Genomic DNA, 14,166 nt, shown 5'->3' with positions numbered 1-14,166 from the left:
ACCATTCTTGAATTCTTCTTTCAGAATAACTGTAAGTGGTGTGCGATGAGAAATCTACTCTTGTGCTGTCGCGCCGGCGGGTTTTCGCAAAAAATTCACATTTTTCGGGGTGGACGCGCAGCAAAAAGGGGGCAGACGCGCCCCCTTTCCGTGTCCATTTTAACGCTACATGCCTTTAGACGTTGAGCAAAAGATGCTCGCGCTCCCATGGCGAAATCACCTGTAAAAACGCATCGTTTTCGGTGCGCTTCACCTGAATGTAGGTGCGGCAGAAATCGCGGCCCAGCACTTCTTGCATCTGATCGGCGCACTGCAACAGATCAAGCGCGGAGGCCAAAGTCCCCGGAATGCCCTCGGCCGAGGCATAAGCGTCACCGACATATTCCGCGCGCGGTTCACGCCGCTCCATCAGGCCGAGATAGCCACAGGCCAGCGAGGCCGCAATCGACAGATAGGGGTTCACATCCATGCCCGGCAAACGGTTTTCAATCCGCCGCGCCTCAGGGCCAGAGATCGGCACGCGCAGCCCGGTGGTGCGGTTGTCGCGACCCCATTCGAGGTTGATCGGAGCGGCGAAATCGCGGACATAGCGGCGGTAGCTGTTCACATAGGGCGCATGAATCGCAATCGTCGAAGCAAGGTGATTTTGCAGACCGGCGATAAAATGATGAAAGGCTTCGGTCTCTGCGCCATCGGCATCCGAAAAGATATTCTCGCCGGTTTTGAGATCCACCACCGAATGGTGAATGTGCATCGCAGACCCCGGTTCGTCCTGAATCGGTTTGGCCATAAAGGTGGCAAAACAATCGTGACGCAGAGCGGCTTCGCGGATCAAGCGTTTGAAATAAAACATTTCATCGGCCAATTTGACCGGGTCACCATGCGCAGGTTCATTTCAATCTGACCAGCACCACCCTCTTGCAAGATACCGTCGATTTCAAGGCCCTGAGCCTCGGCAAAGTCGTAAATGTCGTCAATGATCGGGCCGTATTCGTCCACGGCGGACATGGAATAGGCCTGACGTTGTGCGGCACGACGACCGGAGCGGCCAATCGGCGGCTCAATCGGTTGGTTCGGGTCGGTGTTGCGCGCGACGAGGAAGAATTCCATCTCCGGTGCGACAATCGGGTCCCAGCCCTGTTGATGATATAAATCGACGACGCGTTTCAACACGTTGCGCGGCGCGACGGGCATTAAATCACCCTTTTGGTCGAACACATCATGGATGACCTGAAGCGTGCAATCGGCAGTCCATGGCGCGGCGGAAGCGGTGGTGAAATCGGGCACCAAGACCATGTCGGGTTCGGTAAACGGCGCATCCGCATCATCGACCCAATCTCCATTGATGGATTGCAAAAAGATCGAGTTGGGTAGGTAGAAATGTTTTTGCGTGGCGAATTTCGCGGCGGGCATCGCCTTGCCGCGGGCAATGCCGGAGAGATCGGCGACGATACATTCGACCTCATCCAGTTTGCGCCCGTCCATGAAATCAAGAGCGGCCTGGGGCAGTTGATCGAAGAAATCCATCAGGTCAGGGCCTCCCGCCCATGTTCAAGAAATCCCGCCATGAGGGCGGCAAAGCGCGCGTCATCGGTGGGTTTTGTGTTTTCCTCAAGGGCCGCTGCGATGCGATCCTGTGGATAGGCTGGATCATGTGCGCGTGCGGCCAAATAGTCAGCGATGATGGCTGGCGACAATTCCGGGTGGGGCTGAATCGTCAGGATGCTGTCGCCATAGACCAACGCGGCATTGGCGCAAAACTCATTCTGCCCTACCACTTGGGCCCCTTCGGGCAGCGTGGTGACCTGATCTTGGTGCCAGGCATTGAGATACACATGACCCAGCGCCGGGATGTCATAGGCGGTGCGGCCAATCGACCAGCCGCCTTTGAATTTCTCCACCGTGCCGCCCAACGCCTTGGCGATGATTTGATGGCCAAAACAGATGCCAAGCATCCGTCGACCGGAGGCATGAATGTCCCGGATCAGTGCCTCAAGCGGCGGGATAAACGGGTGGTCTTCATAGGCACCATGTTTGGAGCCGGTCAAAAGCCAGGCATCGGCGGCCTCTGGCCCGTCCGGGAACTCCATGTCGACAACGTTCCAGACCTCATAGCTGTAGCCATAAGGCGCAAGAAGCTGCGCAAACATATGATCGAAATCCCCGTGTTTTTGCGCCACCGGGTCAGGCGCGTGTCCGCATTGCAGAATGCCGAGTTTCATAAGTCACCGACTGTTGTGAATGCCCGACGGTAGCGCGTTGGTCAAAACGCCGCAAGGGGGCCACGGGGTCTGTTGCAATAATTTGATCAAATATTTTTGCGCGCCCGGTGTCTGAGCGCCTTCACACCGAAGTCACACCGTATCGAGGTACAATTCGACCTGTTCTTCGGGCGTCAATTCGGCCCAGTCCCGAAACTCCTGACGCTTGGTCAGGGTCAGGTTGCGCACCAATTGCTCTGGAAAAATGCGCCGCATCAGGGGGGAGGCGGCAAATGTATCAATCGCCGTGCCCCAGTCGCCGGGCATTTCCGGCAGGTTTTGCGCATAGGCGTTGCCGGTGATCGGCGGGGGCGCTTTCAGTGTGTCGTCCATGCCAATGAGGGCAGCGCCGAGAATGGCCGCAATCATCAAGTGCGGGTTCACGTCCCCGCCTGAAACCCGGTGTTCGATCCGCCGTGCTTTGGACGCGCCACCCGGTACGCGCACCGCCGCCGTACGGTTGTCATAGCCCCAACATATCCGGGTGGGCGCGTGCGATCCAGCGACAAGGCGATCAAAGCTGTTGCCATGCGGCGCGAAGATCAACGACGAATCCGCCATGGCATGAAGGCACCCGGCAATCGCATGGCGCATCAGATCGGTGCCAGCACTTGAGCCATCGTCAAACACATTCTCACCGGCCTCATTGAGCAGGGAGAAATGGGTGTGCATGCCGTTGCCGGCATAATCCTCGTAGGGTTTGGCCATGAAAGAGGCGGCAAAGCCATGTTTGCGCGCCAGACCTTTGACCAAAAGTTTGAACAACCACGCATCATCGGCGGCTTTCAACGCGTCGGCGCTATAGACAAGGTTGATTTCAAACTGGCCCAGACCTGCCTCGGAAATCGCGGTATCGGCCGGGATGTCCATTTCTTCGCAGGCCTCATAGAGGTCAGTGAAAAACGCATCAAAGGCATCGAGCGCGCGCAGGGCCAATGTCTCCGCGCCGGGCCGTCGTTTGCCAGAGCGCGGTGAGCGCGGGACGCGCAGTTGGCGCGAGCTGTCATCGACGATGTAGAATTCCAATTCGGTGGCCACAACCGGGGTCAGCCCGCGCGCTTTGTAGCGTTCGACCACGCGGGCCAAGGCCTGACGCGGGTCGCCATCAAAGGGGCGGCCATCCTCCATGAACATCCACATCGGCAAAAGGGCTGTGGGGCCTTCCAGCCAAGGCATCGGGGTAAAGCCGCGCTCGGTCGGCAAAAGCACCCCGTCCTGGTCCCCAGTTTCAAACACCAAAGGGCTGTCTTCGATATCCTCGCCCCAAATGTCGAGGTTCAGGACAGAGAGCGGAAAGCGCGTGCCTTCCTGTTCGACCTTGCCTGCAAACCGCGCCGACATACGTTTGCCACGGGCTTGGCCGTTGAGATCGGCGGCGGCGACGCGGATGGTTTTGACCTCCGGATGTTCGCCCAGCCAACCCGCGTTTCGGATCATCGGATCACCTGTGGACGCAGGCGAAGACGGGGGCGTTTTGAGCTTGGCAAATGGCGGTTCAGATAGCGATTGATCGCGCCAAAGCTCAGGATGATGCAGAGCGTCACACAGACGAAATAGCCCGCCAAAATCGGATAGGGGATAAAGGGGTTGAACGTCTTGTCGGCAAAATAGGAGGCGTAATACAGCGCATCGCCCTTTTGTTGCAGCGCCGGGAAGCCGGAGAAAAACACCAGGGTGGTGGAGTGAAAGATAAAAATTGCCTCATTGGTGTAGGCAGGCCAAGCCAGACGCAACAGCGTCGGCCAGGTGATCCGGCGAAAGCGTTTCCAGCCGGACAGGCCATAGGCATCGGCGGCCTCAATGTCGCCTTTCGGGATAGATTGCAGCGCGCCATAGAAAATTTCGGCGGAATAGGCGGTGGTGTTGAGCCACAAGACGATGGCAGCACCAATCCATGCGCTGGTGAAGGCGTCAAAGAGCGGAAAGCTTTGTTTCAAGGAGAGAAACAGGAAATAGCCAAAGAAAAATTGGATGAACAGCGGCGAGCCGCGAAACAAAAAGATGAACCATTCTGCGGCTTTGCGCAGCGGTTTGTACGCGCTGTTTTTGGCCAAAGCCATCGCCGTGGCCGAGAAAAAGCCAAACAGGATGGCGAGAAGGCCAAAGTAGATGTTCCACAACATGCCCGACCCGATCAGGGTGATCTGTTCGCACAATGTGATGTCGGCGCGCGGCAAAAGCCGTTCGCCAATGCCGATGGAGCGCAGACCGTAATCGGCAACCGTTTGCAGGCAACTCATGGTGTAGCCCCCGCTTTGCGCAGGGCCTCGCCACCGGCTGTCGCCTGTCCTTGGCTGAGTTTGCGGGTGACGCGGGAGAGGACGATTTCAGAGACTTTGGTGAAGAGAAGGTAGAACACCAAAAGGGCCAAGAAATACCACATCCGCCAATCTCCGTGGGGGTATTCGGTGAACCGTATGTTTTTGGTGCCGCCCAATTCACGCGCCCAATAGACGACATCTTCGACCCCCAACAGGAACAACAGTGGCGTGGCCTTGATCAACACCATCCACAGGTTCGAGAGGCCGGGCAGGGCGTAAATCCACATTTGCGGCACGATGATGCGCCAAAACGCTTGGCGGTGGCTCATGCCATAGGCCTCGGCGGTTTCGATTTGCCCATGGGGGACGGTGTTCATCGCCCCGGCCAACACATTGCCGGCAAAGGCACCAAACACGATGGCAAAGGTCAACACGGCCAAGGCAAAGCCGTAGATCTGGTGGACGCTTTCGGGGGCATTGTTGAGCGGCATTTTCGCCGCAGCACAGACAATGAAGTCATTGCCTTGGCGGATCGGTTCGGACCAGTCGGGGCACTTCGCCTGATGGCGCAGCCACTCGATGCCCTGGTCCAAAGCAATCACGAAAAACAGGAAAAAGGCGATGTCGGGAATGCCCCGAACCAGCGCCATATAGGTCTGTGAGATCCAGCGCAGTGGCGCAAACTGCGCGCGGCTGCCAGTGGCAGAGAAAAATCCAAACGCCAAGGCCAGCGGCGCGGTCACCGCCAACAACATCAGAACCGTCCCAAAGGAGGCATAAAAAGCGAGATGCTTTCCGGTCGTCATGTAACAGCTCAGCCAAGTCAGGCCTTCGAGCGTGTCAGGGGTGGCGCAATAGGAAAAGATGGATCACCTGTGGGGTCAGGGAAAAATGCGTGGCGAGATCGGACAAAAGCGGCGGGGCCACGTCAGGCAGCCCCGCCAAAACGGGCTTAAAAGCCCGGGCTGTCTTCGCCCAGGTATTCTTTGATCATGGCGTTGAGCGTGCCATCGGCTTTCATCGCTTCAATCCCTGCATCAAATTTTGCGCGCAAGTCCGGGTCGGATTTGCGGAACGCCATGCCGATGCCGACAGAAAGCGCGATGTCTTCGCCAGCCCACATCACAGTCGGGTCTTCTTCGACGACGGGCACGAGGGTGTCTTTGTCGGCAAACACAGCGTCGGCTTCGCCGGACAACATGGCGGCCAGAGAATCCTCAAAGGAGGGGAATTCCAAAAGCGTGGCGCCCGTGTCAACAACGTATTGGGACTGAATGGTGCTGGACTGTGCCGCCACGATGCCGCCGGTCAGGTCGGCATCTTCGGACATGGCCGCGTAAGACGAGTAGGACGGCGGGGTGTAGTTGACGGAGAAATCGACTTTCTCGGCGCGTTCGGGCGTGATCGACATGCCCGCGATGATCGCATCATAGTTGCCGGACAAAAGGTTCGGGATGATGCTGTCCCAATCGTTGGTGACCCATTCACACTCAAGCTCGGCGCGTTTGCACAACTCGTCGCCCAACATCCGCTCAAAGCCTGCGACTTGGCCGTTGTCGTCGATATAGTTGTACGGAGGGTAGGCGCCCTCGGTGCCCAGACGGATGGTTTCAGCAGAGGCGGCGCCGGCCATCAGGGCGCATGCGGCAGCAGTTAGGACGAGTGTCTTCATGAAAATTCTCCCATTGGTAGCGCTTGTTTAGGCCGGCACAGTCGCGCTGAGAAACTGTTGCAGGCGTTCGGATTTGGGCTGATTGAAAAGCTGGGTCGGGTGACCCTCTTCTTCGATCAACCCTTTGTGCAAAAACACCACATGATCGGAAATATCCGCCGCCATGCGCATGTCATGGGTGACGATCATCATAGTCCGGCCCTCTTCGGCCAGGGCCTTGATCACCTTGACCACCTCTTGTTCCAATTCGGGATCAAGGGCAGAGGTCGGTTCGTCAAACAAAAGGGCTTTCGGTTCCATGCACAAGGCGCGCGCGATTGCGGCGCGTTGTTGTTGGCCGCCGGACATCTGCGCCGGGTAGACGTCACATTTGTCGCCAATGCCGACCTTGTCGAGATAGGCGCGCGCGCTGGCTTCGACCTCTTTTTTGTCGCGCCCCATGACCGTGACGGGGGCCTCCATGACGTTTTCCAAAATTGTCATATGGGCCCAAAGATTGAATTGTTGAAACACCATCGACAGGTTGGTGCGGATGCGTAGCACCTGTTTGCGATCCGCGGGGCGCCGGTGCAGGCCTTCGCCTTTCCATGTGATCGGCTCACCCTCAAACAGGATCTCGCCGCTTTGGCTGTCCTCCAACAGGTTGGCACAGCGCAACAACGTGGATTTGCCTGAGCCCGACGAGCCAATGAGTGAAAGCACATGGCCGCGCGGGGCGCGCAGTGAAACGCCCTTGAGCACCTCCAACTCGCCATAGGATTTGTGCAAATCCCGGATTTCGATCACGGGATTTGCCTCAAGAGGCTGAGTGGCGGGTGCGGTTTTTGAGTCTTTGGTCAACATCAACAAGAGTTAGGGCGAAATCTTAAGCATATGCAACAATGATCATCAGGGTGCCGCAGCGTTTCGCCTGTTTTTTGATCATATGTATGGCCCGCGCCTAGGGCTTGGGCTTGCTTTGGGCCTTATGGCCGGGCTTAGCCCAATCGTGCCTCGACCCTTTTGCGCGCCAAAGCGCTGTCGCGGTCGTTCACACCCAAAAGATTCGCAACCAAACGCAAAAGCGTATCCTCGTCGCTGTCGCGCACGCCGTCGGCCAAAACCACCGACCAAAGCCCTTCGATCACGCTTTCGCGGTCCTCATAGGGCACGGCCTCTTTGATGGCGCGGGTAAAGCGCACGGTGTCGGGGGCTTCGTCTTCAAGCACCTCGGCCTCGCCGCGCAGTTTCGCCGCCTCAAAGGGCGACAGGGCATAGCGTTCGATCAGGACTTTCTCGATCCGCACCGCTTCTTCTGGCGCATAATGACCGTCAGCGCGGGCCACACGGACCAAGAGCGCCGCCAAAGCACGCCGCGCGTCTGTCACTTGAAGACGTGGCGGGGCGGGTTGCAGCAGAGTTTTGAGAAAATCACCAAACATGGAACGGATATAGGATGCCTTTGACAAAAGGGAAAGGCCGGACCGTCGGGTCCGGCCTTGGCTCGCGAGAACGTTAACACCGCCCCGCCTGAAGCGGCCTTAGTATTTGCTCGGCACGTAAAGCTCAGGCGGCAACACCGCGCGTTCATAGGTCTTGTTGTAAACCCGCTCCGGCAAATGCACCTCTTCATGTGGCATTTCGTGATAGTTGAACTGCGACAGCAAATGGTCGATGCAATTCAGCCGCGCGCGTTTTTTGTCATTGCCTTCAACGATATACCATGGCGCTTCGGGGATGTTGGTGCGGGCGAATGTGTCTTCTTTCGCCTTGGTGTAATCTTCCCAACGGATGCGCGATTGCAAATCCATCGGTGACAACTTCCACTGTTTCATCGGGTCATGGATGCGCATCAGGAATCGCATTTGCTGTTCTTCATCGGTGATCGAGAACCAATATTTGATCACTTTGATGCCAGAGCGCACCAGCATCCGTTCAAAATCGGGAACGTCCTGGAAAAATTGTTCGACCTGATCCTCGTCGGCAAAGCCCATCACCCGCTCCACGCCGGAACGGTTGTACCAAGAGCGATCAAACAGCACCATTTCACCCGCCGCCGGCAGGTGTGGCACATAGCGTTGGAAATACCATTGGCTTTTTTCGCGATTGGACGGCGCGGGTAGGGCAACGACACGCACGACGCGCGGGTTCAGCCGCTGGGTGATCCGTTTGATCACGCCGCCTTTGCCCGCCGAATCGCGGCCCTCAAACAAGACCACGACCTTTTGTCCGGTCTGTTCGACCCAATCATGCAGCTTGATCAATTCGGCCTGAAGCCGCAGCAATTCGCGGAAATAGACCGCACGTTCGAGCATATCGGGATGCTCTTTTTGGTAAATCTTTTTGATTTCGCGCGACAGGATCGAATCTTCGAGCTCAATTTCCCACTCTTCGTCGAGTGTGTCGGCCAGTTCGGCCTCAAGCCAGTCTTGGGCGTCTTTGTCAAAACTCATCATCTACTCCGTCTGTCTGTGCACTGTGTTGCGATTGGGGTCGCAATTCTGAAGTGCGTTTAACCACGCATACATGACGGTTTCTTAATGGAAAAGGATTGGCATCAAAGAGGCGATCAAAAGCGCCGCCATTGTCCAATTGAACGCCGTCAAACGGCGACTGTTGGTCAAAAAACGGCGCATTTCCTGACCGAGCCAGGCCCAAAGCGTGATCGCCGGGAAGTTGACGATCACAAAGCCAACACCGACCATGAGCGCGGCCCCCCATGTGGCATCCTGCGCATAGTTGGTCTGCGCGCTGATCGCCATGATCCAACCCTTCGGGTTCACCCATTGAAACGCCGCCGCTTGAAAAAACGTCAACGGCTTGCCGCCGACTTTGCCCCCTTCGGGCGCGCTGGCATGGGCGATTTTCCACGCCAGCCAGCTCATATAGGCGACGGAGGCGACCAACATGATCTGGCGCAACGGTGGGTAGGCCTGAAACATCTGCGCCAGCCCAAGCCCGACGATGAACACCATGAAACTATGGCCCAGCGAGACCCCGAACATATGCGGCACCGTCCGACGCAGGCCGAAATTGGCCCCCGAGGCCAGAAGCATCAGGTTGTTCGGCCCCGGCGTGACCGAGGAGACAAAGGCGAAGGCCAGAAGGGCGATGAAAAGGGTCATATCCATGCCGGGCAGATTAGTCTTTTGATGCCGCAATATCCGTGCAAAGATGTGAGGAATGGCGGTTATTTTGCACGGAATGACGAATGTGGATGGGATAGACGAAAATATATTGCGTGAGCTTGAGCGCGATGGCCGCCTCACCAACCTACAACTCTCGGAGCGTGTCGGCCTGTCACCTTCGGCCACGTCGAGGCGGGTGAGCGAGTTGGAGCGGCGCGGCGTCATTCGCGGTTACCGCGCCATCATCGACCGCTCACAGATCGGGCAGGGCTTCACCGCCTATATCGCGGTCGGCCTGTCGGTGCACAACAAGGCGGCGCAAAAGGGCTTTGAGGCGGCGATGCGCTACGCTCCCGAGGTCAAGGAATGTCACAACATCGCCGGGGTGTTTGAATATTTGCTCCGGGTCGAAACTGTGGATTTGACCGCCTACAAACGCTTTCATACCGAAGTGTTGGGCACCGTGCCGGAGGTGGCCTCGATCACCTCTTACATCGTGATGGAAAGCCCAAAAGATTTGCGGGCCTGAGGCCCGATCGTCGGATTCGCGCCCATCCCCCAAATTTCTGTTTCGAGCTGCGGAGGCGCATGTTAGGCGGGGGCAAAGAGGACGCAGCCGCATGTACACACCGAACAATTCCGCCATCCATGATCCTGCAACGCTGGCTTATGTGATGACCGAGATTTCCTTTGGCGCGCTGATCACGCCGACGCCGGACGGGGTTGAGATCAGCCACCTGCCGTGGATCGTGCGCGAAGAGGGCGGCCGGGTCATATTGGAAAGCCATGTGGCGCGGCCCAATCCGCATTGGAAACTGGCGGGGGCTGGCTCTGTGGTGATGTTCCAAGGGCCGCAAGCCTATGTGTCACCCTCATTTTACCCGTCAAAACAGGTGGATGGCAAAGTAGTGCCGACTTGGGCCTATATCGTGGTTCACGCCCATGGGGTGTTTGAAAGTTTCAATGGCGCGGAGGAGCTTCATGCCCATCTGCGCGATTTGACCCATCGCCATGAGGCGGGACGGGCGGAGCCTTGGGCGATGTCGGATGCGCCGGTGCCCTATCTCGCAGCGCTCAAACGCGGCATCATCGGGCTGCGGTTCAGGGTGGATCGGTTGGAGGGCAAATGGAAGGTCAACCAGCACAAATCGTCCGCCGACCGTCAGGGCACCTATGAGGGGCTGATGGCGTCGGGCGAACAGGGCGTGGATCTGGCGCAGGCCTTGGCGTCGTTCCCGGCGGCTCAAGACTAAGGTAGAGACGAAAAAAGGCACCCCAAAGAGCGCCTTTTTTGTGATTTTTGAACGGTTTACACCAGCCGCGAAATCTCTTTGGCAGCGCGCACAAAGTCGCGGAACAAAGGCGCGGGGGCAAAGGGTTTGGATTTCAATTCCGGGTGGAACTGAACGCCGATGTACCACGGATGGTCTTTGAGTTCGACGATCTCGGGCAAGCGCCCGTCAGGCGACATGCCGGAAAAGATCAGGCCGCAGTCTTGCAGTTTCTCACGGTATTTCGTGTCGACCTCATAGCGGTGACGGTGGCGTTCTTCGATCTCGGTCCCGCCATAAATCTCGGCCACTTTTGAGCCTTCGGTCAAGGTCGCGCTATAGGCGCCAAGGCGCATGGTGCCGCCCTTGTCGTCACCGGCTTTGCGGCGCACGGTATGGTTGCCCTGCACCCATTCTTTGAGGTGGTAGACCACCGGTTCAAACCGTTTTTTGCCCGCTTCGTGATCAAACTCTTCGGACCCGGCGGTGTCGATCCCCGCCAGATTACGCGCGGCCTCAATGACGGCCAATTGCATGCCAAGACAGATGCCGAGATAGGGGATTTTGCGGGTGCGGGCGAATTCCGCCGCTTTGATTTTGCCCTCGGTGCCGCGCTCGCCAAAGCCGCCGGGAACCAAAATGGCGTGGAAGCCTTCGAGGTAGGGGGCAGGGTCTTCGCGTTCGAAAATCTCGGCGTCGACCCATTCGACCTTGACGCGCACCCGGTTGGCCATGCCGCCATGGGTCAGCGCTTCGGCGATGGATTTATACGCGTCTTCCAGTTGGACATATTTGCCGACGATGGCGATTTTGACTTCGCCTTCGGGGTTGAACACCCGGTCGGCCACGTCATGCCACACGGTCAGGTCGGGTTTCGGCGCAGGCGCGATGCCGAAGGCATCCAGCACGGCCTGGTCCAGACCTTCGCGGTGATAGGCGAGAGGGGCTTCGTAGATGGATTTCAAATCCGGTGCTGCGATCACGTCCTCTTTGCGGACGTTACAGAACAGGGCGATTTTTTCGCGCTCTTTTTCCGGGATCGGATGCTCGGAGCGGCAGACCAACACATTCGGCTGAAGGCCGATGGTGCGCAGCTCTTTCACCGAGTGCTGGGTCGGTTTGGTTTTCAACTCGCCAGAGGCGGTGATGTAGGGGAGCAGCGTCAGGTGCATGAAAATGCACTGGCCGCGCGGGCGGTCCTGGGCGAATTGGCGGATGGCCTCGAAAAAGGGCAGGCCTTCGATGTCGCCCACGGTGCCGCCGATCTCGCAAAGCATGAAATCGACCTCATCATCGCCGATTTCAAGGAAGTCTTTGATTTCATTGGTGACATGCGGGATCACCTGAATGGTCTTGCCAAGGTAATCGCCACGGCGCTCTTTTTCCAAAACATTGGTGTACACGCGGCCAGAGGAAATCGAATCTGTGCTGCGGGCCGCCACGCCAGTGAAGCGTTCGTAGTGGCCAAGGTCGAGATCGGTCTCCGCCCCATCGTCGGTCACAAACACTTCGCCGTGTTCAAACGGGCTCATCGTGCCCGGATCGACGTTGAGGTAAGGGTCAAGTTTGCGCAGACGGACCGAATAACCGCGGGCTTGCAAAAGCGCGCCGAGGGCGGCCGAGGCAAGGCCTTTGCCAAGCGAGGATACAACACCGCCGGTGATAAAAACGTAACGTGCCATGGGCTGGAGTGTCTCCCGTGATAGTCCAAAATTCATGCGGACGCGGTGTTTGATTTCGGTCCAGTAGAGGGGCCAAAAACACCACGGTTCACGGGATTTAAGCGATATCAGATTCGGTCGTCCCGCGCAACCAAACCGCAACATGTTGAGGGAGAAATCCGCTCAACGCCCAAGGGATTGTTAAAGCCTGAGGTTTAGGTGGATCAGTCGGCGCGCGGTGCTTCGATTGGTGCATCCGCGGAGGGCGGCAACAAGCTGTCACCCGACGGCAAGGCCGGTGTGGTGGTCTCAGCCGGAGCCACATCCTCGATTGCGACACCGTCCATCACAGAGGAGGTGGCCGCATCCCGACGCGCCAAAACGGTCAGTGTCAGGGAGGTGCAGATAAAGCCGATCGCAAAGATCCAGGTCAGTTTGCCAAGGGCCGTGGCCGCCGCGCGGCCGGTCATGACGTCGCCGCCGCCGCCCATGCCAAGGCCGCCACCCTCAGAGCGCTGCAAGAGCACAATGCCAATCAGGCAAAGCGCTAGGATCAGGTGGATGACGAGGATGACATTTTCCATGGATCAGGCCTTTGGGTCGTTCGATGGGGCTACTTAAAAGCTTCGGTGGACTGACGCAACCCCACAAACCATGTCAAATGCGTGTGCGGCTTCGGTGCCGCTGCGCTTTCTTGACATAATCAAGCGGGATGTGCCCTCTTTGACCCGCGTCTGCCATGCCCAAACCATAGGTTCGCCATGTCCCGCGGGACTATCATTTTGTCGATTGTGTGCACGGCGGCGCTTGTCGTCGTGCTTTGGCTGTTTTTCACAAATTCAACCTTTTTCGACTGGGCCTTTGCGCGCCATCAAAACACCCTGTCGTGGATCTCGCGCCCGGTTTTGGTGCTGCCCTATTGTTATTTCGCGTGGCGGCGCTGGTTGCCGGGGGTGATTTTGGCGGTTCTGGCGATTGTAACGTCGATGTTCTGGTTCCCTGTCCCCGCCGCGCCACGGGAGGATGTTCTGGCCTTTCTGGCGATGGAGCGCGCGCTTTTGCAATCGGGGTGGACCACGGCCAATCTGTTGGGCGCTCTCGCAGTTGCGGTCTATTTGGGGCTGGTGGCCTTGGCCTTTTGGCGGCGGTCCCTGTGGCTTGGCTTTGCCGTTGTCGCGCTTGGGGCTGGGTTGAAACTGCTCTGGTCGGTGCTGTTCAGCCCCGAGGCGGGGTCGGCGGTCGCGCCCTTTGCGATTTTTGGGGTGTTGCTTTTGGGGCTGGTGCTTGTCCTATTCCGCGGGCTAAAAAAGCGGTCATGACACAGACCCAGCCGCTGCCTTTTTCCCTGCGCCCCGCTACGCTTTCTGACGCTCATGCCATTGCCGAGGTGCAAGTGGCGGTGTGGCAAAGCGCCTATCGCGACATCCTGCCCGCCGCGTTGATTGAACGCATGTCGGTGGCGGATCGTGAAAACGGTTGGGAGAAAATCCTCACGGCTTATGCGGAATCCGGGCGAGGCGCGGTGTTTGTGGCTGAACAATCGGGCGCTGTTGTGGGCTTTTTGTCCTGTAGCGATCAGCGCGACGAAGAGTTGCTGACGTCTTTCCCCGGCGAATTCTCTGCGATTTATGTCGCAGACAGCGTACAACGACAGGGGATTGGCCGGGCGTTGATGGGCGAGGGGGCAAGGGCGCTCACCGCGATGGGGCATGGTGCCGCAGCCCTTTGGGTCCTGTCCGAAAACGCGGGGGCGCGTGGCTTTTATCAGGCGATTGGTGGCGTTGTGTCCGCCGAACGGATCGACGGCCAGAATGGCGAAGGTCTGGACGAGATCGCCTATGGCTGGGCCGATCTCAGCGAAATTTGCGCAATATAAAGCCGTAGCCTTTAAATTGTGGTTTCATCGCGCGGTCTGGCTGGCTATACAGCCCCG

At 58.0% G+C, this 14,166-nt stretch carries 15 protein-coding genes and 1 pseudogene; 4 read left to right on the top strand and 12 right to left on the bottom strand.

From position 1 onward, the window contains the following. Window positions 1-175 precede the first annotated feature (175 nt). The 10 genes and pseudogenes from C8029_RS02860 to C8029_RS02815 form a co-directional block, all read right to left on the bottom strand. A pseudogene (locus C8029_RS02860) lies at window positions 176-1,527 on the bottom strand (glutamine synthetase family protein). Then, the gene (locus C8029_RS02855) at window positions 1,527-2,222 is read right to left on the bottom strand and encodes a type 1 glutamine amidotransferase (RefSeq protein ID WP_009570959.1); all 696 of its coding nucleotides are present in this window, start codon (window positions 2,220-2,222) and stop codon (window positions 1,527-1,529) included. Before C8029_RS02855 ends, C8029_RS02860 begins: the two are co-directional and overlap by 1 nt. A 132-nt stretch (window positions 2,223-2,354) precedes the next feature. Beyond that, complete coding sequence (locus tag C8029_RS02850; RefSeq protein ID WP_152002192.1) at window positions 2,355-3,698, bottom strand: glutamine synthetase family protein; 1,344 nt, start codon at window positions 3,696-3,698, stop codon at window positions 2,355-2,357. Next, window positions 3,695-4,501 carry an ABC transporter permease gene (locus C8029_RS02845; protein ID WP_152002191.1) on the bottom strand — a complete coding sequence of 269 codons (807 nt, stop codon included), beginning with the start codon at window positions 4,499-4,501 and terminating at the stop codon, window positions 3,695-3,697. Before C8029_RS02845 ends, C8029_RS02850 begins: the two co-directional genes overlap by 4 nt. Continuing rightward, window positions 4,498-5,328 (bottom strand): ABC transporter permease, encoded by an 831-nt coding sequence (locus C8029_RS02840; protein WP_414632323.1) that lies wholly within the window; start codon window positions 5,326-5,328, stop codon window positions 4,498-4,500. Before C8029_RS02840 ends, C8029_RS02845 begins: the two co-directional genes overlap by 4 nt. A 146-nt stretch (window positions 5,329-5,474) precedes the next feature. Beyond that, window positions 5,475-6,194, bottom strand: coding sequence for a transporter substrate-binding domain-containing protein (locus tag C8029_RS02835; RefSeq protein ID WP_009570955.1), 720 nt, complete (start codon window positions 6,192-6,194; stop codon window positions 5,475-5,477). A gap of 27 nt (window positions 6,195-6,221) precedes the next feature. Continuing rightward, window positions 6,222-7,037 (bottom strand): ABC transporter ATP-binding protein, encoded by an 816-nt coding sequence (locus tag C8029_RS02830; protein WP_152002189.1) that lies wholly within the window; start codon window positions 7,035-7,037, stop codon window positions 6,222-6,224. A gap of 134 nt (window positions 7,038-7,171) precedes the next feature. Beyond that, on the bottom strand, window positions 7,172-7,615 hold the full coding sequence (locus C8029_RS02825) for a tellurite resistance TerB family protein (protein WP_009570953.1): 444 nt from the start codon (window positions 7,613-7,615) through the stop codon (window positions 7,172-7,174). A 99-nt stretch (window positions 7,616-7,714) separates the two neighbouring features. Next, window positions 7,715-8,626 (bottom strand): polyphosphate kinase 2, encoded by a 912-nt coding sequence (gene ppk2 / locus C8029_RS02820; protein ID WP_009570952.1) that lies wholly within the window; start codon window positions 8,624-8,626, stop codon window positions 7,715-7,717. Between the two features lie 84 nt (window positions 8,627-8,710). Then, complete coding sequence (locus C8029_RS02815) at window positions 8,711-9,304, bottom strand: LysE family translocator (protein ID WP_009570951.1); 594 nt, start codon at window positions 9,302-9,304, stop codon at window positions 8,711-8,713. A 52-nt stretch (window positions 9,305-9,356) separates the two neighbouring features. On the opposite strand from C8029_RS02815, the gene C8029_RS02810 reads away from it, so the two are divergent. Both C8029_RS02810 and C8029_RS02805 read left to right on the top strand, forming a co-directional pair. After that, a complete protein-coding gene (locus C8029_RS02810; protein WP_226946217.1) occupies window positions 9,357-9,830 on the top strand; it encodes an Lrp/AsnC family transcriptional regulator in 474 nt (157 codons plus the stop codon). Window positions 9,831-9,921: 91 nt separating this feature from the next. Beyond that, entirely contained in the window at window positions 9,922-10,554 is a 633-nt protein-coding gene (locus C8029_RS02805) for an FMN-binding negative transcriptional regulator (RefSeq protein WP_152002188.1), read from the top strand. Between the two features lie 56 nt (window positions 10,555-10,610). On the opposite strand, the gene pyrG is transcribed toward C8029_RS02805, so the two are convergent. Together pyrG and secG are read right to left on the bottom strand one after the other, a co-directional pair. Next, window positions 10,611-12,254 (bottom strand): CTP synthase, encoded by a 1,644-nt coding sequence (pyrG, locus tag C8029_RS02800; RefSeq protein ID WP_009570948.1) that lies wholly within the window; start codon window positions 12,252-12,254, stop codon window positions 10,611-10,613. Window positions 12,255-12,457: 203 nt separating this feature from the next. Continuing rightward, window positions 12,458-12,817 carry a preprotein translocase subunit SecG gene (gene secG / locus C8029_RS02795; RefSeq protein WP_009570947.1) on the bottom strand — a complete coding sequence of 120 codons (360 nt, stop codon included), beginning with the start codon at window positions 12,815-12,817 and terminating at the stop codon, window positions 12,458-12,460. Between the two features lie 177 nt (window positions 12,818-12,994). Here secG and C8029_RS02790 point away from each other — a divergent pair, with 177 nt between their 5' ends. Then, window positions 12,995-13,552, top strand: a complete 558-nt coding sequence (locus C8029_RS02790) for a hypothetical protein (RefSeq protein WP_009570946.1) — start codon at window positions 12,995-12,997, stop codon at window positions 13,550-13,552. After that, window positions 13,549-14,109 (top strand): GNAT family N-acetyltransferase, encoded by a 561-nt coding sequence (locus C8029_RS02785; RefSeq protein ID WP_009570945.1) that lies wholly within the window; start codon window positions 13,549-13,551, stop codon window positions 14,107-14,109. Before C8029_RS02790 ends, C8029_RS02785 begins: the two co-directional genes overlap by 4 nt. Window positions 14,110-14,166 lie beyond the last annotated feature (57 nt).

The organism is Roseobacter sp. TSBP12 (assembly GCF_009129705.1).
Taxonomy (GTDB): domain Bacteria; phylum Pseudomonadota; class Alphaproteobacteria; order Rhodobacterales; family Rhodobacteraceae; genus Celeribacter; species Celeribacter baekdonensis_A.
Note: the sequence above shows the minus strand (reverse complement) of the source record. Positions and strands in the feature narration are given on the sequence as shown.

What these genes read in the sequence shown, in the direction of transcription:
- C8029_RS02855 (WP_009570959.1), bottom strand. Translation starts at nt 2,222, where the DNA reads ATGAAACTCGGCATTCTGCAATGCGGACACGCGCCTGACCCGGTGGCG.
- C8029_RS02850 (WP_152002192.1), bottom strand. Translation starts at nt 3,698, where the DNA reads ATGATCCGAAACGCGGGTTGGCTGGGCGAACATCCGGAGGTCAAAACC.
- C8029_RS02845 (WP_152002191.1), bottom strand. Translation starts at nt 4,501, where the DNA reads ATGAGTTGCCTGCAAACGGTTGCCGATTACGGTCTGCGCTCCATCGGC.
- C8029_RS02840 (WP_414632323.1), bottom strand. Translation starts at nt 5,328, where the DNA reads ATGACGACCGGAAAGCATCTCGCTTTTTATGCCTCCTTTGGGACGGTT.
- C8029_RS02835 (WP_009570955.1), bottom strand. Translation starts at nt 6,194, where the DNA reads ATGAAGACACTCGTCCTAACTGCTGCCGCATGCGCCCTGATGGCCGGC.
- C8029_RS02830 (WP_152002189.1), bottom strand. Translation starts at nt 7,037, where the DNA reads ATGTTGACCAAAGACTCAAAAACCGCACCCGCCACTCAGCCTCTTGAG.
- C8029_RS02825 (WP_009570953.1), bottom strand. Translation starts at nt 7,615, where the DNA reads ATGTTTGGTGATTTTCTCAAAACTCTGCTGCAACCCGCCCCGCCACGT.
- ppk2 (WP_009570952.1), bottom strand. Translation starts at nt 8,626, where the DNA reads ATGAGTTTTGACAAAGACGCCCAAGACTGGCTTGAGGCCGAACTGGCC.
- C8029_RS02815 (WP_009570951.1), bottom strand. Translation starts at nt 9,304, where the DNA reads ATGGATATGACCCTTTTCATCGCCCTTCTGGCCTTCGCCTTTGTCTCC.
- C8029_RS02810 (WP_226946217.1), top strand. Translation starts at nt 9,357, where the DNA reads ATGGCGGTTATTTTGCACGGAATGACGAATGTGGATGGGATAGACGAA.
- C8029_RS02805 (WP_152002188.1), top strand. Translation starts at nt 9,922, where the DNA reads ATGTACACACCGAACAATTCCGCCATCCATGATCCTGCAACGCTGGCT.
- pyrG (WP_009570948.1), bottom strand. Translation starts at nt 12,254, where the DNA reads ATGGCACGTTACGTTTTTATCACCGGCGGTGTTGTATCCTCGCTTGGC.
- secG (WP_009570947.1), bottom strand. Translation starts at nt 12,817, where the DNA reads ATGGAAAATGTCATCCTCGTCATCCACCTGATCCTAGCGCTTTGCCTG.
- C8029_RS02790 (WP_009570946.1), top strand. Translation starts at nt 12,995, where the DNA reads ATGTCCCGCGGGACTATCATTTTGTCGATTGTGTGCACGGCGGCGCTT.
- C8029_RS02785 (WP_009570945.1), top strand. Translation starts at nt 13,549, where the DNA reads ATGACACAGACCCAGCCGCTGCCTTTTTCCCTGCGCCCCGCTACGCTT.